The 25,155-nt window shown below is 66.3% G+C and carries 22 protein-coding genes and 7 tRNA genes; 9 read left to right on the top strand and 20 right to left on the bottom strand.

Annotation, left to right across the window (positions count from 1 at the left end; translation table 11 throughout):
• Positions 1–2: 2 nt before the first annotated feature.
• Both LXT12_RS24705 and LXT12_RS24700 read right to left on the bottom strand, forming a co-directional pair.
• Positions 3–1,136, bottom strand: a complete 1,134-nt coding sequence (locus LXT12_RS24705) for a right-handed parallel beta-helix repeat-containing protein (RefSeq protein WP_233394966.1) — start codon at positions 1,134–1,136, stop codon at positions 3–5.
• Positions 1,136–1,696, bottom strand: a complete 561-nt coding sequence (locus LXT12_RS24700; RefSeq protein WP_233394965.1) for an MOSC domain-containing protein — start codon at positions 1,694–1,696, stop codon at positions 1,136–1,138. The genes LXT12_RS24705 and LXT12_RS24700 overlap by 1 nt, the downstream gene beginning before the upstream one ends.
• A 105-nt stretch (positions 1,697–1,801) precedes the next feature.
• Between LXT12_RS24700 and LXT12_RS24695 the strand changes: the two genes are divergently transcribed.
• The 5 genes from LXT12_RS24695 (at position 1,802) to LXT12_RS24675 (ending at position 8,235) form a co-directional block, all read left to right on the top strand.
• Positions 1,802–3,049: a cation:proton antiporter gene (locus LXT12_RS24695; protein ID WP_233394964.1), complete on the top strand. Its 1,248-nt coding sequence runs from the start codon at positions 1,802–1,804 to the stop codon at positions 3,047–3,049.
• The gene (locus LXT12_RS24690; RefSeq protein WP_233394963.1) at positions 3,046–4,161 is read left to right on the top strand and encodes a YbdK family carboxylate-amine ligase; all 1,116 of its coding nucleotides are present in this window, start codon (positions 3,046–3,048) and stop codon (positions 4,159–4,161) included. The genes LXT12_RS24695 and LXT12_RS24690 overlap by 4 nt, the downstream gene beginning before the upstream one ends.
• Before the next feature lie 296 nt (positions 4,162–4,457).
• On the top strand, positions 4,458–5,642 hold the full coding sequence (locus LXT12_RS24685) for a YjgN family protein (protein WP_233394962.1): 1,185 nt from the start codon (positions 4,458–4,460) through the stop codon (positions 5,640–5,642).
• Positions 5,643–5,644: 2 nt separating this feature from the next.
• Positions 5,645–6,679 carry a M48 family metallopeptidase gene (locus LXT12_RS24680; protein ID WP_233394961.1) on the top strand — a complete coding sequence of 345 codons (1,035 nt, stop codon included), beginning with the start codon at positions 5,645–5,647 and terminating at the stop codon, positions 6,677–6,679.
• 206 nt (positions 6,680–6,885) lie between these two features.
• Positions 6,886–8,235 (top strand): glycoside hydrolase family 27 protein, encoded by a 1,350-nt coding sequence (locus LXT12_RS24675; RefSeq protein WP_233394960.1) that lies wholly within the window; start codon positions 6,886–6,888, stop codon positions 8,233–8,235.
• Between the two features lie 334 nt (positions 8,236–8,569).
• Here LXT12_RS24675 and LXT12_RS24670 read toward each other — a convergent pair whose 3' ends face one another.
• The 10 genes from LXT12_RS24670 to LXT12_RS24625 form a co-directional block, all read right to left on the bottom strand.
• Positions 8,570–9,706: a slipin family protein gene (locus LXT12_RS24670; RefSeq protein ID WP_233394959.1), complete on the bottom strand. Its 1,137-nt coding sequence runs from the start codon at positions 9,704–9,706 to the stop codon at positions 8,570–8,572.
• A gap of 252 nt (positions 9,707–9,958) precedes the next feature.
• Positions 9,959–10,027, bottom strand: a tRNA-Ser gene (locus LXT12_RS24665).
• 200 nt (positions 10,028–10,227) lie between these two features.
• On the bottom strand, positions 10,228–10,788 hold the full coding sequence (locus LXT12_RS24660) for an HNH endonuclease (RefSeq protein ID WP_233394958.1): 561 nt from the start codon (positions 10,786–10,788) through the stop codon (positions 10,228–10,230).
• Between the two features lie 53 nt (positions 10,789–10,841).
• Complete coding sequence (locus LXT12_RS24655; RefSeq protein WP_233394957.1) at positions 10,842–11,018, bottom strand: SEC-C metal-binding domain-containing protein; 177 nt, start codon at positions 11,016–11,018, stop codon at positions 10,842–10,844.
• Positions 11,019–11,074: 56 nt separating this feature from the next.
• Positions 11,075–11,159: transfer RNA gene (locus LXT12_RS24650), tRNA-Leu, on the bottom strand.
• 176 nt (positions 11,160–11,335) lie between these two features.
• Positions 11,336–11,411: transfer RNA gene (locus LXT12_RS24645), tRNA-Asp, on the bottom strand.
• 11 nt (positions 11,412–11,422) lie between these two features.
• Positions 11,423–11,499: transfer RNA gene (locus LXT12_RS24640), tRNA-Pro, on the bottom strand.
• A 111-nt stretch (positions 11,500–11,610) separates the two neighbouring features.
• Positions 11,611–11,752: transfer RNA gene (locus LXT12_RS24635), tRNA-Glu, on the bottom strand.
• A gap of 10 nt (positions 11,753–11,762) precedes the next feature.
• Positions 11,763–11,847: transfer RNA gene (locus tag LXT12_RS24630), tRNA-Tyr, on the bottom strand.
• 28 nt (positions 11,848–11,875) lie between these two features.
• Positions 11,876–12,034 (bottom strand) — tRNA-Arg (locus LXT12_RS24625).
• A 575-nt stretch (positions 12,035–12,609) separates the two neighbouring features.
• Here LXT12_RS24625 and LXT12_RS24620 point away from each other — a divergent pair.
• Positions 12,610–12,975, top strand: coding sequence for a hypothetical protein (locus tag LXT12_RS24620; protein WP_233394956.1), 366 nt, complete (start codon positions 12,610–12,612; stop codon positions 12,973–12,975).
• Positions 12,976–13,198: 223 nt separating this feature from the next.
• On the opposite strand, the gene LXT12_RS24615 is transcribed toward LXT12_RS24620, so the two are convergent.
• The 6 genes from LXT12_RS24615 to LXT12_RS24590 all read right to left on the bottom strand — a co-directional run bounded on the left by LXT12_RS24615 (position 13,199) and on the right by LXT12_RS24590 (position 21,044).
• Complete coding sequence (locus tag LXT12_RS24615) at positions 13,199–13,753, bottom strand: 3'-5' exonuclease family protein (protein ID WP_233394955.1); 555 nt, start codon at positions 13,751–13,753, stop codon at positions 13,199–13,201.
• Between the two features lie 185 nt (positions 13,754–13,938).
• Positions 13,939–15,546, bottom strand: coding sequence for a hypothetical protein (locus LXT12_RS24610; protein WP_233394954.1), 1,608 nt, complete (start codon positions 15,544–15,546; stop codon positions 13,939–13,941).
• A 25-nt stretch (positions 15,547–15,571) separates the two neighbouring features.
• A complete protein-coding gene (gene rtcA / locus LXT12_RS24605; protein ID WP_233394953.1) occupies positions 15,572–16,609 on the bottom strand; it encodes an RNA 3'-terminal phosphate cyclase in 1,038 nt (345 codons plus the stop codon).
• Positions 16,610–16,628: 19 nt separating this feature from the next.
• Positions 16,629–17,444, bottom strand: coding sequence for a nucleotidyltransferase domain-containing protein (locus LXT12_RS24600; protein ID WP_233394952.1), 816 nt, complete (start codon positions 17,442–17,444; stop codon positions 16,629–16,631).
• A 57-nt stretch (positions 17,445–17,501) separates the two neighbouring features.
• Positions 17,502–18,719 carry an RtcB family protein gene (locus tag LXT12_RS24595; RefSeq protein ID WP_233394951.1) on the bottom strand — a complete coding sequence of 406 codons (1,218 nt, stop codon included), beginning with the start codon at positions 18,717–18,719 and terminating at the stop codon, positions 17,502–17,504.
• 750 nt (positions 18,720–19,469) lie between these two features.
• Entirely contained in the window at positions 19,470–21,044 is a 1,575-nt protein-coding gene (locus tag LXT12_RS24590; protein WP_233394950.1) for a vWA domain-containing protein, read from the bottom strand.
• A 206-nt stretch (positions 21,045–21,250) separates the two neighbouring features.
• Between LXT12_RS24590 and rtcR the strand changes: the two genes are divergently transcribed.
• A complete protein-coding gene (rtcR, locus tag LXT12_RS24585) occupies positions 21,251–22,858 on the top strand; it encodes an RNA repair transcriptional activator RtcR (protein WP_233394949.1) in 1,608 nt (535 codons plus the stop codon).
• 10 nt (positions 22,859–22,868) lie between these two features.
• Here the strand turns inward: rtcR and LXT12_RS24580 are convergent, their stop codons facing one another.
• Positions 22,869–23,429 (bottom strand): HNH endonuclease, encoded by a 561-nt coding sequence (locus tag LXT12_RS24580; protein ID WP_233394948.1) that lies wholly within the window; start codon positions 23,427–23,429, stop codon positions 22,869–22,871.
• Positions 23,430–23,591: 162 nt separating this feature from the next.
• Positions 23,592–23,690, bottom strand: coding sequence for an SEC-C metal-binding domain-containing protein (locus tag LXT12_RS27165; protein WP_419964795.1), 99 nt, complete (start codon positions 23,688–23,690; stop codon positions 23,592–23,594).
• 362 nt (positions 23,691–24,052) lie between these two features.
• On the opposite strand from LXT12_RS27165, the gene LXT12_RS24575 reads away from it, so the two are divergent.
• Positions 24,053–24,430, top strand: a complete 378-nt coding sequence (locus LXT12_RS24575) for a hypothetical protein (RefSeq protein WP_233394947.1) — start codon at positions 24,053–24,055, stop codon at positions 24,428–24,430.
• A 10-nt stretch (positions 24,431–24,440) separates the two neighbouring features.
• Positions 24,441–25,073: a hypothetical protein gene (locus LXT12_RS24570; protein WP_233394946.1), complete on the top strand. Its 633-nt coding sequence runs from the start codon at positions 24,441–24,443 to the stop codon at positions 25,071–25,073.
• The last annotated feature ends 82 nt before the right edge of the window (positions 25,074–25,155 follow it).

The raw sequence follows: 25,155 nt of genomic DNA, 5'->3' as shown, positions 1-25,155 counted from the left end.
GCTCAGGACTGGAAGGCGCCCGGGTGGCGCGCCGGCCCGGCCAGGGCCACGCTGCCGCGCGGGTGCCGGTACTCCCGCGAGGGGCTGAGGCGCAGGCCTTCGGCCACGCCCATGTCCTGCGCCCGACCGCGCAGTTCGGAGCCGGGCTTGAGCCGCCAGTCGTCGCGCGCCGCGCGCACGAACTCGTCCCAGTCGGCGCTGAAGTTGGCGCGCCGCGTCCAGTGTCCTTCGGCGGCCAGGCGCGGTGCGCCGACGAGCAGGTTGTTGGCCAGCATGACCTCGGCCTGGGGCGGCGTGACGCGCAGCCAGATGCCGCCGCTGGGCAACTGGTCCACCAGGGTGTTGTGGACGAGATAGAGGGCCTGGCGCGGCCAGGTGGCGCCCTCGACGCCGAAGGAGATCACGTGCGGGTTCTCGGTGGTGGAGCTCTGCATGATGAGGTTGCCCATCACGACGGCGACGCCGCCGTTGGGGAACTCCAGCTCGTAGCTCGCCCGCCCGCCGATCTCGTCGGACAGGCGGTTGTAGAGGATGTGGTTGAGGGCCGCGCGGCTCTTGAGCAGATGGCCGTGCAGGCCGTGGTGGAACCAGCTGCCGGTGACGGCCAGCCGCCGGATGGCGCCGACGTAGAGGTTGTGGGTGCGGCCGTCGCGGGGCAGGATGGGGCCGAAGTCGCAGTCCACGATGTCGAGCTCGATGGCCTCGTCGTTGGCCGTCAGCAGGCCGTTCTCGTTGTCGCGGAAGCTGCAGTCGACGAGGGTCAGCGAGCCCGCTTCGAGCCGGATGCCCGCGCCATTGCGGTCGGGCACGGCCGCGCCGATGAAGTCGAAGCCCTCGATGCGCTGGCGCCGGCCCGTCGTCACGAACAGGCCCTTGCCCTGGGCGTTGATCCCGGCGGCGATGAGCCGCACCCGTCCGCCCACGGCGCGCAGCGTGAGTTCGTGCTGGGGCCAGGTCGCGGCGTCGGCCACGTAGTCGCCGGCATCGACCTCCACCACCATGCCGTCGCGGGCCTGCCTGGCGGCCGCGGCCAGGGACTTGACCGCGCGGCCCGGCCCCACCTGCAGCACCGGTGCGGCCCGCGCGGCCAGCGGCGCCAGCGCCGCCGCGGCGAGCAGGGAACGGCGGCCGGGCATCACTTCTTCATCCGCGCCTTGAACAGCTCGACGAGGCCGACCTCGCGCGGGCCGGGAATGCGCTCGAACGTCTCGCCAGCGGCGATCGAACCTTCGCGCCGCACGGCCAGGTAAAAGCCGCAATAGCCGCTTTGCGCCATCAGCTTGGAAGCCTGGTTAAAGCCCATGTGGGCGTTGAACTTGAAGCAGGGATAGCGGGGCTCGGAGACGACGAGCTCGCAGTCCGGGAACACCAGGACGTCGCCCAGCCAGACCTGGCTTTCGAGCAGGCCGGCCAGGGTCAGGTTCTCGCCCATGTCGCCCGGCCCGAGGGCGCCCGCGACCTGGGCCTGGCCGCGCACCGTCGTCCAGAAGGCGCGGTGTTCCTGCGGATAGGCGTACAGCGCCTTGGCCAGACCGCCGTGGACGCTGGGGTCGGCCTGCTCGTCGCCCTCCAGGCCCAGAGGGCCTACGGCGATGCGGCCGTCGCGGGGACGCTTGCGGATGGCGGAGACGACGCTCTGGCCGTCGATCGCGACGAAGCGCTCGGCGCGAGCGGTGTTGACGCTGAGGAGCTGCATGGCGGCCATTGTCCCCGCCGCGGGCCGGTCATTTCGGCATGTTGGCCTACAAGGCCGGGCGCGACGCCCCTCTAGGCTTCCGCGAAAACTTCGAAGGGAGACCGCATGACCCCACTCGACAGCGGCGCCAGGGTCTGGGCCGGGCTGGCCGTCGCGCCCTCCAGCGGGCTGATGTTCATCGTCGGCGTGCTGCTGGCAGGCGCGCTGGTGGGCGAGTTCATCGCCGCCACGACGCGGCTGCCGCGCGTCGTCGGCTACACGCTCGCCGGCTGCGCCGCAGCCGCCTTCGGCCATGGCGTGGGCATGCCGCTGGCCGGTGCCGCCCAGACGGTGACCGACCTCGCCCTCGGACTGCTGCTGTTCGAGATCGGCTGCCGCGTCCACCTGCGCTGGCTGGCCCGCAACCCGGGCCTGGCGGCCACCAGCCTGGCCGAGGCGCTGCTGAGCGCGGTCGCCGTGGCCTTCGTGATGCGCCTGTTCGAGGTCGGCTGGCAGACCGCCGTGGCCTGCGCCATCCTCGCCATGCCGGCGCCCGCCGCCGTGGCCGGCCGCGTGGCCCTGGAGCTCGGCGCCGAGGGCCAGGTGACGCAACGAGCCCTGCTGCTCACGGCCCTGAACACGCTGTACGCCGTGATTGCACTGACCCTGATGCGCACCTGGTGGGCCGCCGACGACGGCGGCAGCCTGACGCAGGCCCTGGCCGGCCTGTCCATCTCGCTGCTGACGACGCTAGGCCTGTCGGCCCTGCTGGCCGGGGCCGTCTACCTCGCGGCGCGGCGCCTGGACCTGCGCAACGAGAGCGCGGCCCTGCTGCTGTTCGGTCTCGTGGCCTTTGCCCTCGTGGCGGCGCGGGCCATCGGCGTGTCGACGCTGCTGATGCCGCTGCTGGCCGGCCTGCTGCTGCGCAACACCAGCGAGCGGCCCTGGGTGTGGCCGCGCCACTTCGGCACCTCGGGCGGGGCACTGGTGCTGATGCTCTTCGTCATCGTCGGTTCGGCGTGGACGCCGCAGATCCTCTTCGCCGGCGGCTTCGCGGCCCTGGCCCTGCTGGCCACGCGCTTCCTGGTCAAGGCCGCGGCCATCATCGCGCTGGCGCCCTGGGCCAAGGTCAGCTGGCGCCAGGGGCTGGCGCTGTCCATCACGATGACGCCGCTGTCCGCCACGGCCCTGGTCATGCTCAGCGAGCTGATGCGGGCGGAGCCCGACCTTGCCCGCGGCGCCGTGCCCATCATCCTGACCAGCATCGCCGTGCTGGAGCTGTTCGGCCCCATCGCCGTGCAGTTCGCCCTGCGCCTGGCGGGCGAGCTGCCGCCCCCGCCGCAACGCAAGCCGCGCAAGGAGGCCGCACCATGAGCCTGGGCGTCTTCGCCAAGTCGCAGCCGCTGACGCTGGGCGTCGAGCTGGAGCTGCAGATCGTCAACAACGACGACTACGACCTCGCGCCCGTCTCGGGCGACCTGCTGCGGCTGATGGAAAAGCGCAGCATCCCCGGCGACGTCAAGCCCGAGATCACGAGCAGCATGATCGAGCTGTCCACCGGCGTGTGCAGCGGCTTCGGCCAGGTGCTGTCGGAGCTGGGCCAGATCCGCGACGCCCTGGTGGACTGCGCCGAGCGCCTGGACGTGAGCCTGTGCGGCGGCGGCACCCACCCCTTCCAGCACTGGACGCGGCGGCGCATCTTCGAGACGCCGCGCTTCCACGAGCTGTCGTCGCTGTACGGTTACCTGTCCAAGCAGTTCACCGTCTTCGGCCAGCACGTGCACATCGGCTGCCCGGGGCCGGACGAAGCCCTGGTGCTGCTGCACGGCATGAGCCGCTTCATCCCGCACCTGATCGCGCTGGCAGCCTCCTCGCCCTTCGTGCAGGGCGAGGACACGGGATTCGACTCGGCCCGCCTGAACTCGGTGTTCGCATTCCCGCTCTCCGGCCGCGCCCCCTTCGTGCTGACCTGGGCCGACTTCGAGAGCTTCTTCGCCAAGATGACCCGCACCGGCGTCGTCTCGGGCATGAAGGACTTCTACTGGGACATCCGCCCGAAGCCGGAGTTCGGCACCATCGAGGTCCGCGTGCTTGACACGCCGCTGACCATCGAGAAGGCGGCGGCCCTGGCCGGCTTCATCCAGTGCCTGGGCCGCTGGCTGACGCTGGAGAAGCCCTTCAAGCTCAGCGAGGACGACTACCTGCCCTACACCTTCAACCGCTTCCAGGCCTGCCGCTTCGGGCTTGACGGCACCTTCGTCGACCCCGAGACGGGCGAGCACCGCGTGCTGCGCGACGACCTGATGGCCGTGCTCAGCCGCCTGGACGGTCATGCCGGCGACCTGCACGCCGAAGCCGCCCTGCAATACCTGCGCCGCGAGATCGCCGGAGCGGGCAACGACGCCGCCTGGCTGCGCCGCGTGGAGGACGAGAACCAGTTGCTCCCCGAGGTGGTGCGCCGCGCCACTCGCCGCTGGCATGGCTGATCCCCCGCTGTAGGGGCCGACCTACGCGCGCATGCGGCCGAGGAGAGCTGGCCGACGCGAAAGCGACGGCCTAAATTGGTCCTGTCGCGAGTCAGTGTGGTTGCCCCGATAGGCCACCCGATTGACAGACCGGCAGAAGGCCCGGCGCCGACGCGTCGGGCCTTCTCGTTTCTTTTGGTGGTGCCGGCCGGGCCGTTCATGGCCATGCGTCGGCATTTCATGACTCGCCCTGCCCGCTCTCTGCGCTCTGGCCTAGCGTGCGCCGCCACAGCACACCGGCCGAGGGAGGGAAAAACGTGGACGGCCATCCGACATCCATCGAGGCGGCGCCAACAACGGCGCCCGCGACACGACAGCTCGCCGTGCACTTCACCGGCTCTGGCACCGAGTACTTCCGCATCTGGGCGGTGAACGTCCTGCTCGTGCTGTTGACGCTCGGGCTCTACCTGCCGCTCGCCAAGGCACGTCGCCTGCGATACGTGCACGCCAACACCTGGGTGGACGGCGAAGCCTTGGCCTTCCATGGCGACCCATGGCGGATGTTCCGCGGCTTCCTGATGCTCGCAGTCCTGGCCGTTGCCTACCTCGGCGCTGGGGAATTCGCGCCGGCCGCTTCGGCTGCCGTCCTGCTGATGCTCTACGCCGTGTGGCCGGCGCTGTGGCGGGCGTCCATGCAGTACCGCCTGGCCAACACCTCCTGGCGAGGCTTGCGCATGGGCTTCGAAGGTTCGTTGCATGACGCCTATCTGTGCTTCCTGCCCGTCTACGTGCCGCTGACCATGAGCGCTCTGCTCGACGGCGCCATGGCGAGCCACGGGCCCAGCACCGACCCGGCGCTCAACACGGGGCTGTGGGGATTGGTCTCGGGCCTGGCCCTCTCGCTCACGGCGCCCTGGACCTTGACCCTCGCCAAGCGTTATCAGCACGGCGGCTACCGCATCGCCGACCAGCGCCTGCGCATCAGGCTGCAGGCGCGCTCTGTCTACTTCATCGGCTTCAAGTCGGCGATGCTGGGATTCTTCGCCAGCCTGGTCGTGATGGCGGCGGGCTTTGCGCTGGGCTCACTGCTCGGCCTTGCCTTGAACCATGGGGCCGGGCTGGCGGGTTCAAGCACCTACGTCAGTCTCATGATGGTGCTTCTCTTCGGGTTGTTCTACGGCGGCGTGCTGACCCCCTACGCGGCGACGCGGCTGCAGAACCTGACGTGGTCCAACACCCGCAGCGATGGCTTGCGATTCGAGAGCTCGCTGGACGGCTGGGCGCTGGTCCATCTGACGGTCAGGAACTGGCTGCTGATCTTGCTCACCGCAGGGCTGTATCGGCCGTCGGCGACCATGGCGACACTGCGGCTGCGGCTGGAGGCGATCGGCATTTCCGTAGAGACGGAGCCGGATCATTGGCTGGCGCCGAAGGGCGTTGCACATGCAGATGCCGCCGGTGAGGCGGCGGGCGATTTCTTCGGCATGGACCTGGGGTTGTGACCATGAAGCCCGTCAGCATCGACGCCCGCTGGTTCGATGGCCACCAAGGCCGTCCGACGCTCGTCCAGGTCTGGATCGAGGGAAAGGAACTCTGCTTCGCCGACCAGCGCCTGCACCTGGATGAACTGGGCTGGCCGGACGGCTTCCAATGGGGCCAGCGTCAGCTGCAGCTGCCCGGCCGGGGGGCGCTCACTTTCCAGCAAGCCGAGATCTTCGACGCCTGGGCCCTGCAGGCAGGCCGAACGCCGGGGTGGATCGACCGCTGGCAGCGCAGCGCCTGGCTGGCCACCGCCTCGCTGATGTTGTCGGCCCTGCTCATTGCCGTCGGCCTGACGGGCGGCCTGCCGTGGGCAGCAGACTGGCTGGTCCGCAGGATTCCGCCGAGCGCCGAAGCTCCCATCGGTGAGCAAGCGATGAAACTGCTGGACGAACAATGGCTGCGCCCCTCCGAGCTGACCGAGGCGGAGCAGGCAATGTGGCGCCGACGGTTCGCAGACATGCTCCACCGCGCCGGCGCGCAGGCGGGCGCGGTGGTTCCGGCAGGGCTTGACCTGGGCTTCCGACGTGGCGGACGCATGCTCGGCCCCAACGCTTTCGCACTGCCGGGCGGCAAGCTGTGCGTAACCGACGAACTGATCGGCCTGATGCGCGACGAACCGGACGCCGTGCTAACCATCCTCGCCCACGAAGTGGGCCATGTGCAGGGCCGCCACGGCCTGCGCCTGGCCGCGCGGGCGGCGGCCGTCACCGCGGTGGCCGCCGTGTGGCTGGGGGACTACTCCTCCTTCATCAACGGCCTGCCTGCCCTGCTCTTCACCGCGTCCTACTCGCGCGACCATGAGCGCGAGGCGGACGACTATGCGCGGCGCCTGACGCTCGCCGCCGGCGTGGACGCCGGTCGCATCGCGCTGTTCTTCAAGCGAGTCCGTGACACTTATGGCGCACAAGACGAGTCACCGCTGGCCATAGCCTTCTCCAGCCACCCTGCGGACAGCGAACGGGTTCGGCATTTCCAGGGCGGAGAGGCGACCAGGTGATCCCAAGGAGCTGGCGACCGCGGCGGCCGTCCCCTGCTCCCCGGGTGGCTCTGTCGAAGTTCACTGGATCGTGAACGGGTGCCTCGCGCCCAAGACCTCGAGACATGTCCAAAACGACATGGGTTTCGCTAAAAACACCATTGGATCGTTTTGAAGGAAAGGCATACACCGCCGTCCTGCCACAAAAATACACAGGACAAGCTCCCATGCCCTTGAATCGCAGGAACCTGATCGGCACCGGCCTCTCCGCCATCGCGGCGTCCACGCTGCCTGCCCGCGCCGCATGCGCCGCCGCCGGACCTGCCAAGGGCCTGCTGGCCCCGACGCCGCCGATGGGCTGGAACAGCTGGAACAGCTTCGCCACCACCATCAACGAGGCCCAGGCCCGCGAGACGGCCCGCATCATGGCGGACAAGCTACTGCCGTCCGGCTACAACGTCTTCACCATCGACATCCAGTGGTACGAGCCCACGGCGTCGAGCTACGCGTACAGCGCCGACCCCGAGCCGGCGATGGACGGCCACGGTCGCCTGATCCCGGCCGTGAACCGCTTCCCGTCAAGCGCCGGGGGGCGCGGCTTCGCTCCGCTGGCGGCCGACGTGCACGCCATGGGCCTGAAGTTCGGCATCCACCTCATGCGTGGCATCCCCCGTCTGGCGGTGAAGCGCAACCTGCCCATCCTGGGCACGCCCTATCGCGCCGCCGACATCGCCGACACCACCAGCACCTGCACCTGGAACCCCGACATGTTCGGCGTGGACATGCGCAAGCCCGGCGCACAGGCCTACTACGACAGCGTCTTCGCCCTCTATGCCTCCTGGGGCGTTGACTTCGTCAAGATGGACGACATGAGCCGCCCCTACGACGCCCATGCGCCGGAGATCGAGGCCGCCCACCAGGCCATCCAGCACACCAAGCGGCCGATGGTGCTGAGTCTCTCGCCCGGCGAGACTCCGGTGAGCCGGGCCGAACATGTGCGCCGCCATGCGCAGATGTGGCGCATCTCCGACGACTTCTGGGACGAGTGGCCCATGCTGGAGGCCCAGTTCACGCGCCTGGAGAACTGGAATCCCTGGCGGCAGCCGGGTGCCTGGCCCGACCCCGACATGCTGCCGCTGGGCCGCCTGGCTCTGGGGGAGCGCGACACCCGATTCACGCCCGACGAACAGCGCACGCTGATGACCCTGTGGGCCATCACCCGCTCGCCGCTGATCATGGGTGGCGACCTGCGCCACCTCGACGAGCCGACGCTGGCCTTGCTGACCAACCCCGAGGTGCTGGCCGTGGACCAGGCCAGCTCCGACAACCGGCCGCATTTCGTCGAGGACTTCGTGCGCATCTGGTCAGCCAGGCCGGACGATGGCAAGGGCCGCTACGTCGCGCTGTTCAACCCGACGGACAAAGCCCGCGAGGTGTCCGTCGCGCTGCGCGACCTGGGGCTGGACGGCAGGCGCCCGGTGCGCGACCTGTGGGCCCGGCGCCCGCTGGACGCGGCCTCGGGGCGCTTCGCCCAAACCCTGCCACCGCACGGCGCCGGCCTGTACCGGGTCGGCTGACCGGGCACGGCGGCGTTCAGCCGGGTTTTCTGGTCAGCAGCCCCAGGACCTCCTTGGACCGCCGGATGCGTTCCGAAACTCCGGCGACCGGGCCTTCTGACTGATGCAAACGACTCCCGCCGTCAGTACTCCACAGCAGCCGGGGTCCGTCTCCCGGCGAACAGCAGTTCCTGGCGCTGGCCCTCAAGACCTACCGATCGACGAACAACGACGTGCGCAAGCGGCTGTCCACTTCAGCGGCACGCCACCGGGCACGTCTTCGTGAATGTATTGGGTTTCCATAATTGTTCTTCCAATGGTGTGCACCCCATCCCATACGGAATGGGGCGCGGTGTCAACGCAGCTTCACCAGCCCGTTGAGCACCTGGTCCAGACCTCCGAACACGGAGATCTTGTCGATGCGCTCCGCCACGCGCTCCAGGGTTTCGAGTTCCTTAAGGCGCAGGGCGACGGGGTTGTCTTCCATCACCTTGGCGGTGTTGAGCAGCGAGCGGGTCGCGGCAGTTTCCTCGCGGCGGCGGATCACGTTGGCTTCGGCCGACTTACCCGCCTCCACGACCTGGGCGAGGATGGTCTTCATCTCGCCCGGGAGCACGATGTCCTTCACGCCCACGCTGGCCAGCTCAAGCCCGAAGGACGCGAGCTTGGTCTTGACCTGGGCGGTCACGACTTCGTCAATGACGCTCTTGTTCTCAAGCAGCTCATCGAGCGAGCGCGTGCCCACCGCGGCGCGCAGACCGAACTGCAGTTCGCGGTACAGGTGCTCGGCCGGCTTGGCCAGCTCCCTGAACGCGGTCAGCACATCGGTGAAGCGCCAGGTCGCCGAGAGGTTGAGCCGCAGGGCCACCTTGTCGCGGGTCAGGATTTCCTGGCCCGTCACCTCGACGGCCTGCAGCCGCAGGTCGACCAGCTCCACGCTCACGTTGCGGTTGAACCTCCAGAACGCGAAGGAACCGGCGCCCAGCAGGCGTTCGACCTTGCCATCCACCCACAGGATGCCCGCGCCGTGCTCGGGCACGACCACCTGCAGCACGCCGGCGAGGCCGGTGATGCTGCGCGGGCGCAGCTGGGTTTGCAGCAGGCGCGCCGTCAATGCCGCGGGCAGCTCGATGGACTTCTCCAGGTCGATCACCTCGACCTGAACGTCCACCAAGCCCTTCCAGTACAGACGCCGGGTTTCGGGCGGCAGGAGCTCGACCAGCACGCCGTTCTCGCTGCGCAGACCAACCTGGTGCGCGTTCAGCTCCACGCGTAAGAACTCGGCTTCGACCACCTCGGGCTCCTTGGCCAGCAGATATTCGGTCAGGCGGTGCACGAAGGCCGGCGCCTCCAACTCGAACACTTCAATCTGGAGGGAGTCCAGGCCGGCGAATAGCCAGTGCGTGCCGGGTTGCAACACGCGCTCGAAGTCGCCATTGCGCAGCAGCAGGCCGCGCTCGCTCTTCTTCACAGTGACACGCTTGATCGTCATGGGGTTCTCCTTCTTGTTCAGCGTGCTTTGAAATAGGTGCCGTTACAGCACGGACACGGACCTCGGATGCCAAGGCCTGGGTGTCGCGGCGCGTCTCGTGTATGCCCTCCCTGCACACCTTCGACTGACCGTGAACGCAGGTCCCGCATGCCCGAAGCACGGGTGGCCGCGCTGATGCCTGCAAGCCCAAGGGCATGCCGGCACGTTCGGCGGGGTGGTCTAGCGACCGGTTTCACTGGCGGTTCAGGCCATTGGTGGAGTGGGAGTCGAACCCACGACACACGGATTAGTCGTCCGTTGCTCTACCCGACTGAGCTATCCAGTGGTGGTGAATCCGGGAGTCGAACCCGGGCCCTTGCGGGACAACCGTGTTTCACCGTATCAACCTCTTCCGACGGGGCGGCATGCGCCAAGGCGACGGGACGGACCCGGCCGCAGCGCACCGGTGGGGTGTACCCCCGAGCCTGTGAGCCCTTGCCTTCCAAGGCAGATCTGTTGGCGCCTGCGCCGCCCCCGGGGGGTCAGCTCAGGCGCGATTCCTTCGGCAGCCGCGCGGCCAGCCACTCATGCACGTCCGCCCGGATGCGCCTGCCCTTGAGCAGGAAGTCCTCGAAGCGACTGGGCACGTAGGGCGTGAACAGCAGCGGCATGCGTGCTTCCTCCGGCGTGCGGTCAGCCTTCAGCGCGTTGCAGGCGCGGCAGGCGGCGACCGTGTTCATCCAGCTCAGCGGGCCACCACGTGACGCCGGCAGGATGTGGTCGACCGTCAGGTCGCGCAGCTCGTGCTGGCTGCCGCAGTAGGCGCAGGTCTGGCGGTCGCGCCGCAACACCTTGCCCTTGCTGTAGCAGGGCGTGATGTCGAACAGGTTCAGCCGCGAGCTGCCACGCAGCGCCAGGATGGCCGGCACTTCGAGCACGGACTGCTGGCCCGTTCCGGCGTTCATGCCACCGCGCAGCACGGCCAGCGGCTCGTCGCCGAGCGACCAGGCCACCGAGCGCGTCGCGACGTGCACCGCCGCCTGCTCGACCGAGATCCAGGCCTGCGGGAGACCGGTGACGTCCAACTGCAATACGTCGTGCATGGCGTCCTCCTTTCTGCGACTGGGCACGGGTCAGCGTTGATAGTGATGCCGATTCACGCCGTCAAAAGCAGCCGCTGCTCAGGCAGCAGCGCTTGAAACGACCTCCCGGATCCGCAGGGGCATGGGTCGTTGCGGCCGAGCTTTTCCATCAGCTCCTTGTGGCCGCCCACGATGCGGCCGCCACGCTTGACCTGCGTCTCAGACGGGAAGCCCTTGCGGCGTTTGCTCATGACCTCGAAAGCTGTGGTCGTTCTGGATCTTCTTCATGGTGTTCTCCTGGCTGTGTTGGTCCCCTCGGCCCGGGTCGAACGGGCATGCCTTGCGGCCACGGCTTCTGGGACCGTTGCGTCTGCCATTTCCGCCACGAGGGGTGCGAATGCGCTTGGGGTTGACCGACCGGATAGCTCGCGCTTCGCGCTCGGCCTTCGGCCCGCGCCATCGGCGCGTCCGGCGCGGCGCGCCGAGCGAACCGGTGATGCAAGGGTCACGACCTTGAGCCTTAGGCCACTAGGCGACGGTCAACCCCAAACACACGTCGTCTTCAAACTGGCGCCGCCAGCGGGCTACGATCCCGCGGCCTCCGATTCGACAGACTGGCGCTCTTCCAACTGAGCTATGGCGGCTACTTCACTACTGGTCCGTGCGGCAGGACTCGAACCTGCAACCCTCTGCTCCCAAAGCAGCAGCGCTCCCTGATTGCGCCACACACGGGTCATCCTTCAGTGCTCTGAATGGTTGTCGGTGACGGGTTCCGACGCCGCCCAATCGTTGCGGCCGGTTTGCGCCTGTCGAAGCGTGAGCTCGACGACAGGCTTCTGGGTCTGGTGTCCCGTGCGGGAGTGCTGGCGCTGTGCGCCAGTCCTTCGGCCCGCAGCAGGCTGCGTCCTGATCGGCAGTGCCGATCAGAGCGAACCCGCCTCTTCGGCTTGAAGGGCCGAGGACCTCACCGGAAGTCCAACGGGACGTTGTTGATGTGGTGGACGCTGATGGATTCGAACCACCGTGCCGTGAGGACCTGGTTTACAGCCAGGCGCAATCGACCAACTCTGCCAAGCGTCCGTAGTGCGAAGTCGACCTTCGCTGTATCTGGCGCCTCGTGAAGGGGTCGAACCTCCGACCTTGCAGGCCGCGTGTTCGCAGAGCTCACACTCTTCGGCAGGCACAGGCTCCACGCAGGTGGATCCCGTGTCCGGCCTCAGCCTCCGGCTTCGTAGGCCGGCGCTCTTCTCCACTGAGCTAACGAGGCGATGTCATCTCGGCTGTGTCCGCACGCGACCCAGACGAGGCGAGCTCGGCTGAACCGCTGCATGCCGGCTCCGTCTGCAGAACGTGCTGGGGCACACATGCACACCAGGCAGGCCGGTGCTTGTGCACGGGCACACCCGAGATGGCATCCGGTACGACTCGCCCCTGACCAGCGCCCGTCGGCGCCAATCCGGAGGAATCGACCTGAACAGCAGGAGCCAAACAAAAAGCCCGGTTCCTGCGGGAGACCGGGCTTCTGGGGATCTCGAGATCCCTGGAGGTTGAAAGCTTCAGTGGGCTGGAGCTTTCCCCGGTGGCGTTGCGTCACCCTCGTATCGGTCATGGCGCGGCTGGCTGAGAGCCAGCGCGGTCTCATGTCGACCCGCAGCGACGCACAAGGCCATCTCGCCCGAGAAGGGGCGCTTGGCGTTGGTGGCGAGGGCTAGGCGGGACATGATGAGACCGAATGGGTTGGGGGTGAATCAACGAATGGGCGGATTGTGAAGAGTGTTCACGCCGCCGTCAACCCGGCGTGAGCACCTAGAATGGATGTGAAGTGTTTTCACAACACATGCCGTGTCCAGCATCTCGACCTTTCGCCGCCTCAACGCCCTGTCGCTCTTCCAGGCCTTTGCTGAAGAACGCATCACGGCGGGCGACCCGCCCAAGGGGCTGGAGGCGGCCTGGGCGGCTCGGATCGAGGTGAGCGGGGCCACCTGGTCAATGGCCAAGAGCGGGGCCAGGCCGATCGGCGACAAGCTGGCCCGCCAGATCGAGCAGCACTGCAGCAAGCCAGCCGGTTGGCTGGATGAAGAACGAGAGCCGGCGGGGCTGTCTCCCGGCGAACAGCAGTTCCTGGCGCTGGCCCTCAAGACCTACCGGGCCACCAACAGCGACGGGCGCAAACGCCTGAGGCAGTGGCTCAAGTCCTTCGCGGAGTAGCCATGGCGCTGCTGTCGAAGTTCTCTGAATCATGAACTCGGGGTGCATGGGAATTCAATGGGTTGCAGCATCTCGGCTCCAACGATTCTGGACGTCCTGCTCGCTGAGTTCTGAACATTTCGGGTTTGCGTTCATCGAGTTCTGAACTTTTCTTGACTGTCCGGGCTGACCGTAGAGATCCAGGTTCAGAAGCGCATGGTGTCCAGCGATTGCCGCCATTCACTCACGCCGCCTGGTTCGCCCTCATCATGTTGCAGAACAGTGCGCCTTGCTCGATGGCATCGTCAAGCGCCACGTGGGTGTGAGGCAGCTTGTCAAACCAACTGCGGGGCATGTTCCGCTTCGTGCTGTCGCGGTAGCCCGTCTTGAGGACGGCCATGGCGTACGTCTTCATGTCGAGCGCCGAGTGACTGAAGGGGCTCTCGCCCACAAACCGCATCAGGTACCAGTACACGAACAGGAAGTCGAAGCCGGCGGGGTAGGCCACGAACACCGGCTTGCCATTCAGCGACTTGATCCACGCCACGTAGGCCCGCATCGCGACTTCCGGTGATTGCAGATCGGAGCGACACGCCGCCCACGCTTCAGGCTGGGTGGCCCACCATGCGGCCGTGGCCGGATGGGCTGTGGCGCCTTCCAGCGTCTCCAGGTTAGCGGAGAAGGTGCTGATGAGTTGCTTGTCGGCCGTGTAAGCCGCCGAGCCGAAGCTCAACATGGAATGCGGGCCGGGGATGGGCCCGTCAGTCTCAACGTCCGTGCTGATGTAGATCTCTTTCATTGCTCAATTGAATCTGGTTGGCAGGCAACCGAGGTCGCATCAGGATCACCGGCCGCCATCGCCCGAATGGATCACTGCCCGTGCGTGGCCAAGGCGCCTCCGAAGGTCGCTCAGGGCCACCGGATGAAACGGCTAGGCACGGCATCCGTGCTAGCTGGCCATGCATGACGCGACAGCGACACGCTTCAGTCCCAACGGTCAATCATGTAGGTCTGCGTGTGTCCGGCCGACCTGACGCGGACGGTTGTCGGGAATGAATCCCCGCCGGCTCTGAGATCGATGCCAACGGCGCTGCCTTCGGCCAAGCCGTGCATTTGAGCCCCTTGCGAATGCGCTTCGATCGTTGAGCGCACACCGTGGAGCTCCGACCGCAGCAGCGCGGGAAACAGTGCGGCGCCTGCTTGACGCGTCTCACGCGCTCCTGCCAGCAACAAGATGATCCCGTCACCGTGGTGCTTGAAGCGCTGGCCATCGTCGTTCCATCGTGCCGGCAAGCGAGTAATGCCGTTGACATTCAGCCAGCCAGGTTTTAGCCCATACTGGCTCGCAGGCGCGCCGCCGTGCCAGACGTACCAGGAGACTGGATGGTCCCACTGGAACAGCTTGGGGGCATCGGCATTCACTGCTGTCGTCAGTCCGATGAATGTGTGATTGCCGGCGGGCAGGTCGAGCTCGATGGTGTCGGCGTCAGGGGCAACTTCGCGCAGGAACTTCTCTGCCGTCATGGTGATGGCAGGAATGCTCAAGCCCGACGTAGCCGAGGTCGACTTTGTTTTCAGGCGAGAAAAGATGCCACCGCCGGCGCCCACTGGCGGCTCGTCGGCTTTCGGCGACCAGAGCAGTGGGATCTCGTCGATGCGCGCCATGCGCCGGTCCAGAGCCGGTGCTAGGCCCAACTGGGCAAACAGCTTTTCAGCTTGAGCAACGTTGCCAGCGCTCGGAAGTGCCTGCGGGCGCTGATAGCGCAGCGGGTGCATCTTGTCGGCAAATCGCCTGGCGATGTCGCTGAACTCCATGCCAGCGGCGATGTCCTCCAGAAGCGTGCCGATCATGGAGCTGCGCGGATGGCAAAAGCCTGCCGGCGCCTTGGCAATCGCCGACCACACCACTGCGGCTTTACCGTTGCCTGTTGCTGCTGCTCGGGCGACGTGCAGCTTGTGCAGCCATTCAGCCTGACCAAGCACACGCTCGCTGCTGTAGAGATGGTCGGACTTCAGCAGCCGCATGGCCGTCTCGATCATCGGCAGCGTGAACTCGTTCAACGCGTGCATGACCGTCTTGAAGTCTTCGCGCTTCTCGGCCATCGCCTGTTCGGGCTTCAGAACCGCACCCGTGTAGCGCATTGCCTCAGGCAACGTGATAGACAGATGCACCCAACCACCCGCCTCTGGCAGGCCCAAAACTGCGTCGCGGCTGAGGAATGGGCTGACGATCTTGGCGCGGCGCACTGCCTTGTCGAGGTGCGCAACAGCCGTTGCGTACTCGTCGGGTGCGTCCTCTGGATGCCAGAACGCCGAGCCAACAGAGCCGTCTTCCTCGACGATGGCCAAGCTGCCAAAGCGGTCGATGAACTTCCGACACGCCGAGCAGCTGCGGTATCGCCGGCTCACCGGATCGGAGAAGCTGTCCAAATAGATGGACCACAGATCTTCCGCATCGGTGAGGAAAACCGAGCGGGCACCATCACGGCTGCGTGACTGGAACCTCGCCTGAATGCGGGCCAGGAACCCGAGGTATTCAGCGTCATCATGGTTGTGCCGAGCTGCGTCAGCGACTGCGGTTGGTTGTTGCATCGCTCCTCCCTATTGCCGAAATCGGCTATCCAACTTGTACCTTTACTGCGAAGCCGCTCGCGGTCGCTACAGGTGAGAACCTCACCGGCAGAAACCGCTCAATCACGTCGAAGTTCGTTGTCGCGTGAGGCGTCAGTTCCGTACAGGTGTACGACGCCTTGCCCCCACGCTGCCATAAGGCAAGCGCCAGCGGAAGTGCCCACTGGTCGGCCAGATGGGCCCCGAGAGCGGCATCGCTGACTTGGTAGGCACGCACCTCGCGCACAACATTGCGCGCGACCTGTTCGGCGCTGACGCCCTTCTCGCCGAATCCGGTAAAGACCTCGCAGACGTTCTCGTAGGCCAGCGTCGCCAGAAGCGCGTTGCCGGGTCCCTCGTTCTGGCGGCTGGCTGCCTCCCGCAACTGATCGTCACCCCAGCCGAGGCCTGTGCCCAGTTGTTCCAGCTCACGCCGAGCCACCGAGCGAGGCAGTGCTGGCGCGAAGCATTCGGCATAGCTCTCCAGCTTCGCCCCACGGTCGTTCAAGTCGAAGGGCTTCAGGCTTTCCTTCGCCGGCCAGATCGTGGCGTCGATCTCGCCGCCACCGGCGGGGTAGAAGCCCAGCCGGCGCAGCGCAAGGTCGGCCTTTGCGCCAAGCTTGGCCAGCAGCGGCGCATAGGCGCGCTCCAGGAAGTGGAAGGGCGGTGCCATCGGGTTGTGGGTGCCGCCGCCCAGCTTCAAGCGGCTGGGCGCATCCGCCAGCATCAACGCGGGCCAGACGGTCTGCAGCACCAGCGTGCAGCTGCCGGCGGTGCCGACGTTGAAGACGTAGTCGCCCGCCCGCACCGGGCCCGGCGTGAAGACCATGGATTGCGAGTTCAGCTCGGCGCCTTGCACTTCCGCGCCACACACCTCGGCCGCTGCGTTCACGCAGGTCAGGTGCTGTCGCATCAGGCCGGGCTTGGCGCGGCCGGCGCGGATTTTGGTCAGCGTGAAGGGCTGGCCCGTGCACATGGACAGGGCCAGCGACGTCCGCAGGATTTGTCCTCCGCCCTCGCCGACGGAGCCATCGATGTCGATCATGTCTTGTTCTCTTGTGGTTCTAGGTCTCGGCGCCGAAGTGCAGGACGGCGTCGTGCAGGTACTGGTCCAGCAGCCTGGCATCCGCCTTCGGCCCTTGGTCCGGCGTGAAGCACATCGCCTCGGCCAGCTCCGCCTCGATGAAGTCGTGGATGCCGACCCAGCGCGGGCTGGTCGCCGATTCGCCGGCGCGCATCTTGACCTCCAGCAGCGCGTTCACTTCGTCGAGCACCGCACGGTCGGTCAGTGTCTGTGTGGCGAGTTCGGCAAAGCGCATCGGCGGCACGCCGCGGCCTTCGCGAATCCACCGCGCCGCCAACAAAGGGCGCAGCACGTAGAGGTACTTCTTGTAGCGAACGACCTCGCCGTACAGGTGCTCGCGCAGGTTCTTCTTGGCCATCGACACATAGTGGTGATAGCCCCGCACCGGCGAGAAGCCCTCCTCGGCCAGCGTGCGCAGGCGTGCGACCCACTCGGCATCCTGCTGATAGACGATGGGCGAACGCAGCCACTCCAGCAGCGTCGGGTTGGACTCCTTCAGCAGCTGCAGCGTCTTGCGCAGGTCCCAGCCGTTGATGTCCAGATCACCGCTGATGGGCTGCTCGATGACATCGCGGCCCGGCTCCACGGTCAGGTACCAAGGCAAGCGGTTCACGTAGATGAACCGCACGTCGTAGTCGCTGTCAGGCGACGCGAAGCCCCAGCCGCGGCTGCCGGATTCGCAGGCGAACAGCACCTTCACGTCGTGACGCTGTTCCAGGGCCGCCAGGTTCTGAAGCACAGTGGCGCGCATCTCGTCCGAGACGGGGTGGGCGCTCAACACGGACTCTTTTTTCATGCTCTCCCTCCTCAATTCATTTGGTTGAGCAGGTGAGCGCACGAGGCCCTCACCCGCTCATCCCTTCACGCACACCACCTGCTTCAAGGTGTGCACCACTTCCACCAGGTCGCTCTGCGCAGCCATCACGGCGTCGATGTCCTTGTAGGCCATCGGGATCTCGTCGATGACGTCGGCGTCCTTGCGGCACTCCACGCCCTCGGTGGCCTTGACCTGGTCCTCGATGGTGAACATCTTCTTGGCCTTGGTGCGGCTCATCACGCGACCGGCGCCGTGGCTGCAGCTCTCGAAGCTTTCCGGGTTGCCCAGGCCGCGAACGATGTAGCTGCGCGCACCCATGCTGCCCGGGATGATGCCCATCTCGCCGCGCTTGGCGCTCACGGCGCCCTTGCGGGTGATGAACACGTCCTCGCCGAAGTGGCGCTCCTGCTGCACATAGTTGTGGTGGCAGTTCACGGCTTCCACATGCGCCTCGAAGGGCTTCGTGATGACCGAGCGCACGGTGGCGATCAGGTTGGCCATCATGACCTCGCGGTTCTTCATCGCGAACTTCTGGGCCCAGGACACGCCGCGCACGTAGTCGCCGAAGTACTGGGCGCCTTCCTCGAAGTAGGCCAGGTCCTTGTCCGGCAGGTTGCGCTGGTTGCGCTCCGCGTCCTTCTTGGCCAGCTCGATGAAGTGCGTGCCGATGGCATTGCCCACGCCGCGCGAGCCCGAATGCAGCATGAACCAGACGAAGCCGACTTCGTCGAGACAGACCTCGATGAAGTGGTTGCCGGTCCCCAGCGTGCCCAGGTGCTTGCGGTTGTTCGTGTTCTTCAAGCGCGGGTGCAGCTCGCACAGCGCATCGAACTCGTCCACCAGCGTGGCCCAGACCTGGTCCACCGTCTCAGGCGGGTTCTCCCAGCTGCCCGGGTCACGACCGCGGTGCTTGGGCGCCGAGCCGTGCGGCACAGCCTTCTCGATCGCCGAACGCAGGGCGGCCAAGCTGTCCGGCAGGTCTTCCGCACGCAGCGTGGTCTTCGCGGCCATCATGCCGCAGCCGATGTCCACGCCGACCGCGGCCGGGATGATGGCCTTGATCGTCGGGATCACGGAGCCGACGGTCGCGCCGATGCCCAGGTGCACGTCCGGCATGGCCGCGATGTGCTTGAAGACGATGGGCAGCTTGGCGGCGTTGGCAAGCTGCTGCTTGGCCTCGGGCTCGACGGGAACGCCTTGCGTCCACATCTTGATGGGGACGCCGCCTTCGGGTTGTTCGATGTTGTAGTTCATGTTGTTCTCATGGCTATTCATTGGTGGACGCGACGGGATTCGAACCCGCATCAATGCAGCAACCACGGTTTCTAGGCCAGTGGCATCGTCGGCGATTGGAAACGCGCGCCAGTGACGACCCGTCATCGGAGCCGGCACCTGCATCCTCAACCGTACCCGCCGACCAACTTGCCTGCTGCACCTGGTGCTACCCAGGCTGCCGGCATGTCAATCATTTTTGGCAGTGGCGCTCCCTTCTGTGCCAGCGCGCCCGAAATCAAAGGTGATGCCCTGCTGCGACAAGGAACGGTGAAACGTCGTGCTCTACCGCTGAGCTACGGTCCCCCTAATCTGGGACCGGCGGGACTCGAACCCGCGACCACGAGCTTAGAAGGCTGTAGTTCCACCTGCATTCGCAGCAAGGCATCTCAAACAAGAAGCGCGACTAGAGAAGCAAGACATAGCCACACTGGTTTCCCAGCTGAGGAGTCGAACCCCCGGCGTACCGATGTAGTCCTGCCAGCATTCGCGCAAAACCGGAGCCCCCGCGTGGCGACTAACAGGCGGTGAGACACGCTTGGGATGTAGTCCCACCTGCATTCGCCACGCGACGACGCGTGCTGTGTTGAAAGGTGGGTGCCCCGGGCGACGAGAGTTGCAAGAGCGGCCTACGGGTTCTCCGTTGCGGGCTTGCGGGCCCACGCGGCCAAAGGGTGCTGTACTCCTGCAGGCATTCGCCCGGGACACCTTCCAAAAGTGGGTGTCGCGGCCTTACTGCGCGGCCAGCGACACCTTGTCGATTTCACCGACCCAGTGCTCGGCGTCCATCTTGCCGGTGGCGAAGTTCGCCACCATCGTGAACACCGCATCCGAGAAGCCGCCGACATTCAGGATGTCGTGCCGCTCCGCCGCCTGCGTGGTCGCCGTCGGCTGGATGTCGATGCACACCAGGCGCGCCTTCGGGTTGCGCTGCTTCAGCAGTTCCCACTCGCGCAAGGTCTGCGTCGCACCGCGCCGGTTAGCGTCAACCCAGGACTCGTTGTCCGAGACCAGGATCACCACGTCGACCGCCGCACGCTCGCGGTTCAGCACCGCCAACGGCGCGCTGCAGTTCGTCCCGCCGCCACCGATCTTGGCCAACGCCTGGGCGTTGGTCATCACCGAGTCGCGAGCGTTCAGCTGCAGCTTCACCACATCCTGCTCGAACGGCAGCACACGGGCCTGCGGGTTCTTTCGCAGCACCGCCGCAGCCACCAGGGCAGCGACGTCGATGCAGCGCACGCTGGACGTCGCCGAACCGCGGTGCCCCGTGACAGCCGAGCTCATCGAGCCCGACACGTCGGGGCACACCACGACACGACCGGCCAACGCCGGCACGTTGGCCAGCGACAGCTCCATCGCATCCTGCAGCGCGTCACGCACCTGCGCCGGCACCGCCTCGCCGGCCGCCTTGAAGGCGGACAGCAGCTGGTACGGCATCACCCGCGCCTTGGCCACAGCCTGGGCGTCGCTCAACTTGGCGGCCACCACCTCGGTCATGCCGGGGAGGTCGAACACGCCATGCCGCGCGAAGGTGTTCAGGTTCTGGCGCACCATCTGCCACGAGCCCTGGCGAGCGATCTGCGCCCATTGGGCGGAGGTCAGCGCCAGCGCGGTCAGCATCTGGAACGGCACGTCAGGCAGCTCGGCAGCCTCACCCTGGGCAGCCGCACGCTTGAAGCGTTCGAACGCCTGGGTGATGGGCGGCAGCGCTGCTTCATCAAAAGGCCGGCCGATCAGCCAGGCGAACCACGCGGCACGCCAGGCCTCGGCAGGCTTGGGGTGAACCATCTTGACCACGTCGGCCAGCGACGGCGTGTTGCCCACCGCAGCGTTCAGCAGTTGCTTCTCGGTTGCGGTCAGCAACCAGTGCTGGACCAGCTTCTTCGGGCGGGAACCCAGCGACTTGCGCCCCACCGCGCCGCTTCGCAGGATCTGCACGAAGTTGCGCAGCATCTTGCCGTTGTCGACGACGCGAGAGAAAACCTGACCCAGCAGCGCGACATCACGCGCCGCCAGGCTGGCAGCGAGCAGGGCCGGCATGTCCTTCATGTAGCCGGATTGGCGACCGTAGATCGCCGTCTTGGCGATGAAAGCGGGCTCCAGGGTCTGGGTCAGTGCCAGCACCTGGTCGAGTTGCTGCTCTGCGTCTGCGTAGAACGTGCGGCTCAGGCAGCCGGTGGCGGCCAGTTGCGCCAGCTGGTGGCGAGGGCCGAAGGCGTAGGCCGTGGCCTGGTGAGCGTTGCGCGCCGTGGCTGCGGGCAGCAGGGCGCCTTTGATCGTGTGGAAGAGCTGGGTGTTGACCATGAGGTTCTCCTCTTTTGCATTCAACGTTTCGTTTGTGCCTTCTTCATTGCAACGGGTGTGCCAGGTCTGGCGGCGGTGCAGGCGGATGCGCGCAAATAATTGAATTGCCTTGGAAAAATGGCTTTACCTGCGATGCGCCGCGGTGTCGACACTTGGGAACAACCCTCCAAAGCTAGACTTGTAGCTAGCTTGCTATCCAATTCGCTATGCCCAAGAAAACCGTCGTCATCGGCTTCCTCGGCTCCCAGCTTGATTCCGGCCAGGGCGCCGGCCGTTGGGAGAAATGGCGTCCGACCATCTCGCTCGTCCAGCATGACGACACGCTGATCGACCGCCTGGAGCTGCTGCACTCGGCCAAGCACACGGCACTGGCGCAGCAACTGGTGCGTGACATCGCGAACGCCTCGCCGGACACCCAGGTCAACCTCGTGCCGATGGACGTGGCCGACCCCTGGGACTTCGGCGAGATGTACGCCGCGCTTTACGACTGGGCGCGCGCCTACCGCTTCGACCCGGCGCACGAGCAGTACTGGGCGCACATCACCACGGGCACCCACGTGGCACAGATCTGCATGTTCCTGATGGTGGAGTCGCGCTTCATCCCTGGCGTGCTGCTGCAGACGGCGCCACCCAAGAAGCAGCAGGCGGGCAACCCGGGCAGCTACACGCTCATCGACCTTGACCTGTCCCGCTATGACGTGCTGGCCCAGCGCTTCAATCAGGCGCATGCCGAGGCGCTGGAGTTCCTGAAGAGCGGCATCCCGACGCGCAACACTCGTTTCAACGCGCTCATCGAGGAGATCGAGCGGGTGGCCATCCGTTCGCAGGCACCCATCCTGCTGACCGGCCCCACGGGCGCCGGCAAGTCGCATCTGGCACGGCGCATGTTCGAGCTGAAGAAGTCGCGGCACCAGGTGCAAGGCGATTTCGTTGAGGTGAACTGCGCAACGCTGCGCGGCGACAGCGCGGCCTCGACCCTGTTCGGCCACAAGAAGGGCGCCTTCACCGGCGCAGCGGCGGACCGGGCTGGCCTGCTGCGCACCGCCCACCAGGGCGTGCTCTTCCTCGACGAGATTGGCGAGTTGGGGCTCGACGAGCAGGCCATGCTGCTCAAGGCGGTGGAGGAGAAGCGCTTCTTCCCGATGGGCAGCGACCGTGAGGTCAGCAGCGACTTCCAGCTGATCGCCGGCACCAACCGCGACCTGCGCGTCGACGTGGCCCAGGGTCGCTTTCGCGAAGATCTGTTTGCGCGGATCAACCTGTGGGCTTACACGCTGCCGGGCCTGGCGCAACGGCCGGAGGACATCGAGCCCAACATCGACCACTTGCTGGCACGGTTTGCGGCGGAATCCGGTCGCGCGGTGCGGTTCAACGTGGAGGCCAAGGCCAGGTACCTGCAATTCGCGCGGTCCGCGGAGGCGCTCTGGAGCGGCAACTTCCGGGACCTGATGGCGAGCGCGACGCGGATGGCGACGTTGGCAGATGGCGGGCGCATCTCCACAGCGTTGGTCGACGCGGAGATTCAGCGGCTGCAGTGGCTCTGGAAGCCTGTGGGGAACGGCCAGGCCGAGTCCGCGGTTGAGCTGAGCTCGCAGCTGTCGGCAGAGGTCGAGGCATCGCTCGATCTATTTGACCGCCTTCAGCTGGAGGCGGTCGTGCGTATCTGCCAGACGTCCTCGACCCTGTCGGAAGCGGGACGCCGGCTCTTTGATCGGTCACGCGTGCAGCGCACCGTCATCAACGACGCTGACCGGTTGCGCAAGTACCTGCTGAAGTTCGGGCTGACCTGGGACGTGGTCAAGCGCCCGGGCTGACCGGTCAGGGTCAGCTCAGGCGCGATTCCTTCGGCAGCCGTGCGGCCAGCCATTCATGCACGTCCGCCCGGATGCGCCTGCCCTTGAGCAGGAAGTCCTCGAAGCGGCTGGGCACGTAGGGCGTGAACAGCAGCGGCATGCGCGCTTCCTCCGGCGTGCGGTCGGCCTTCAGCGCGTTGCAGCCGCGGCAGGCAGCGACCGTGTTCATCCAGCTCAGCGGGCCGCCACGGGACGCCGGCAGGATGTGGTCGACCGTCAGGTCGCGCAGCTCGTGCTGGCTGCCGCAGTAGGCGCAGGTCCGGCGGTCGCGCCGCAACACTTTGCCCTTGCTGAAGCAGGGCGTGATGTCGAACAGGTTCAGCCGCGAGCTGCCACGCAGCGCCAGGATCGCCGGCACTTCGAGCACGGACTGGCGCCCGGTGTCAGCATTCATGCCGCCACGAAGCACAGCCAGCGGCTCGTCGCCGAGCGACCAGGCCACCGAGCGCGTCGCCACGTGCACCGCTGCCTGCTCGACCGAGATCCAGGCCTGCGGGAGGCCGGTGATGTCCAACTGCAATACGTCGTGCATGACGTCCTCCTTTCTGCGACGGGCACGGTTCAGGTTCTCTGGCAGAGGCGGCAGGGTTCGAACCTGCAACCTGCGGAGTCAAAGTCCGCTGCTCTTCCGATTGAGCTACACCCCACCTGGTGTTTGGGTCGGCGCGGGATCAGCGCCGGTAGTGATGTCGGTTCACGCCGTCAAAAGCAGCCGCTGCTCAGGCAGCAGCGCTTGAAACGACCTCCCGGATCCGCAGGGGCATGGGTCGTTGCGGCCGAGCTTCTCGAGCAGCTCCTTGTGGCCGCCGACGATGCGGTCGCCTCGCTTGACCTGCGTCTCAGATGGGAAGACTTCGCGACCCTGCTAACACTTGTGGACCTTCACCGCATCGCGCTGACCTACGTCACGAACAAGAAGGGTGGCGACCAGGTCATCGACACGGAGAAGGTGCAGTTCGACAAGCTGCACAAGGCCGATGGGTACGACGAGGAGGCGTTGAACTCCGAGCTCATCTCTGGAGCGGTGTCCGCTGCGGACATTCAGGACATTGTGCGCCGCGCGGAAAGGCGCGTTGGCGTCAACCAACCGTTCCCTGATCTCAACGAGACTTTGAGATCCGTCATTGCGACGTCACGGTGCGAGATTTCCTCAATGTGCCTGCGAACCTCAAGGCGGCCGAGGGCTTCATGGAGAGAGCGCTTGGGCTTTCCTTCTCGCCGTCGCCTGAAGGGAAGAACTACTACCGCTCGCTGGTTAAGACCCAGTTGAACCTCTATCAACAGGACCTCGGCATCGACAAGTTCGTCAACAGCACGCCATTGGGCAAGTTCTTCGCAGTGCGCAACAGCCTTCTACGCCCCATGACCTCCCTGCGCGACGTGGACCTGCCTGGGCTGATACACGAGTCCAAAGCCGATGCTGGCTATAGACAGGTAAGCGACGGCATGACGGCGCGCGCAATGAAGTTCATCCGCCGCGGGTCAGGGGCGGATATCGACTCGACCGACGGCGCTACCGAGTCGCGCACCTGAGGAGGAGAACATGGCAAAAGCCAAGACGATGAATCGGTCGCGCAACCAGCTAGCGACCGCCTATGCGCCAGAGAGCTTTTTCACATTCGAGGGGGGGCTGGGGGCATGCATCGCTCGCTCAACGGCGGGCGAGTACATCCAACTCTCCGACTCGACCATGGACCTGGTCTTCGAGCGCATGAGCGAGCTCGGCCGTGCGTGGTTCGACGCGGCCTCCGCGGCCCGTGACGGTGACGCCAGCAAGCCGCGGGTGCTCCCAGCTCAGTGCGTCGACCAAGCGTTGCTGGACCAGACCAAGTCGCAGTTTCAGCTGCCTGGACAAGACCGCTTCTACCTGTGCCGACCGTCGCACATGGAGTACACGCCCGCACCGCTTACCTTCGTATGCAGGACCTGCGGAATGTTCCAAGACTACGAGAGACTGGTCGACCTAGACAAGGACCTCGAGAACCTCACGCCCGACGGATGCCCGAATCCCAAGAAGAAGGGCCAATGCGACTGGGAACAACTCGACGTCATCTTCGTCCACTGGTCTGGTCGATGGGAAGGCGCGTTCCCCGGCCAATGGCATTGGAGCGACCGCGATGCAAAGGTGGTCAAGCGTGTTGGCGCCGATCTAAATTTGACCCACCCTGCCGATTGAACTTTGACCCAGGGCTTGGGGCCGGCATCGGCTGATGCCGGCTGTGGACAACTGTAGCGGTGAGCCTCCTCAGCCCGCCTCG

It is taken from the genome of Pelomonas caseinilytica (assembly GCF_021353235.1).
GTDB classification, from domain to species: domain Bacteria; phylum Pseudomonadota; class Gammaproteobacteria; order Burkholderiales; family Burkholderiaceae_C; genus Pelomonas; species Pelomonas caseinilytica.
The sequence above is the reverse complement of the archived record's forward strand: the minus strand, read 5'-3'. Positions and strand labels throughout refer to the sequence as shown.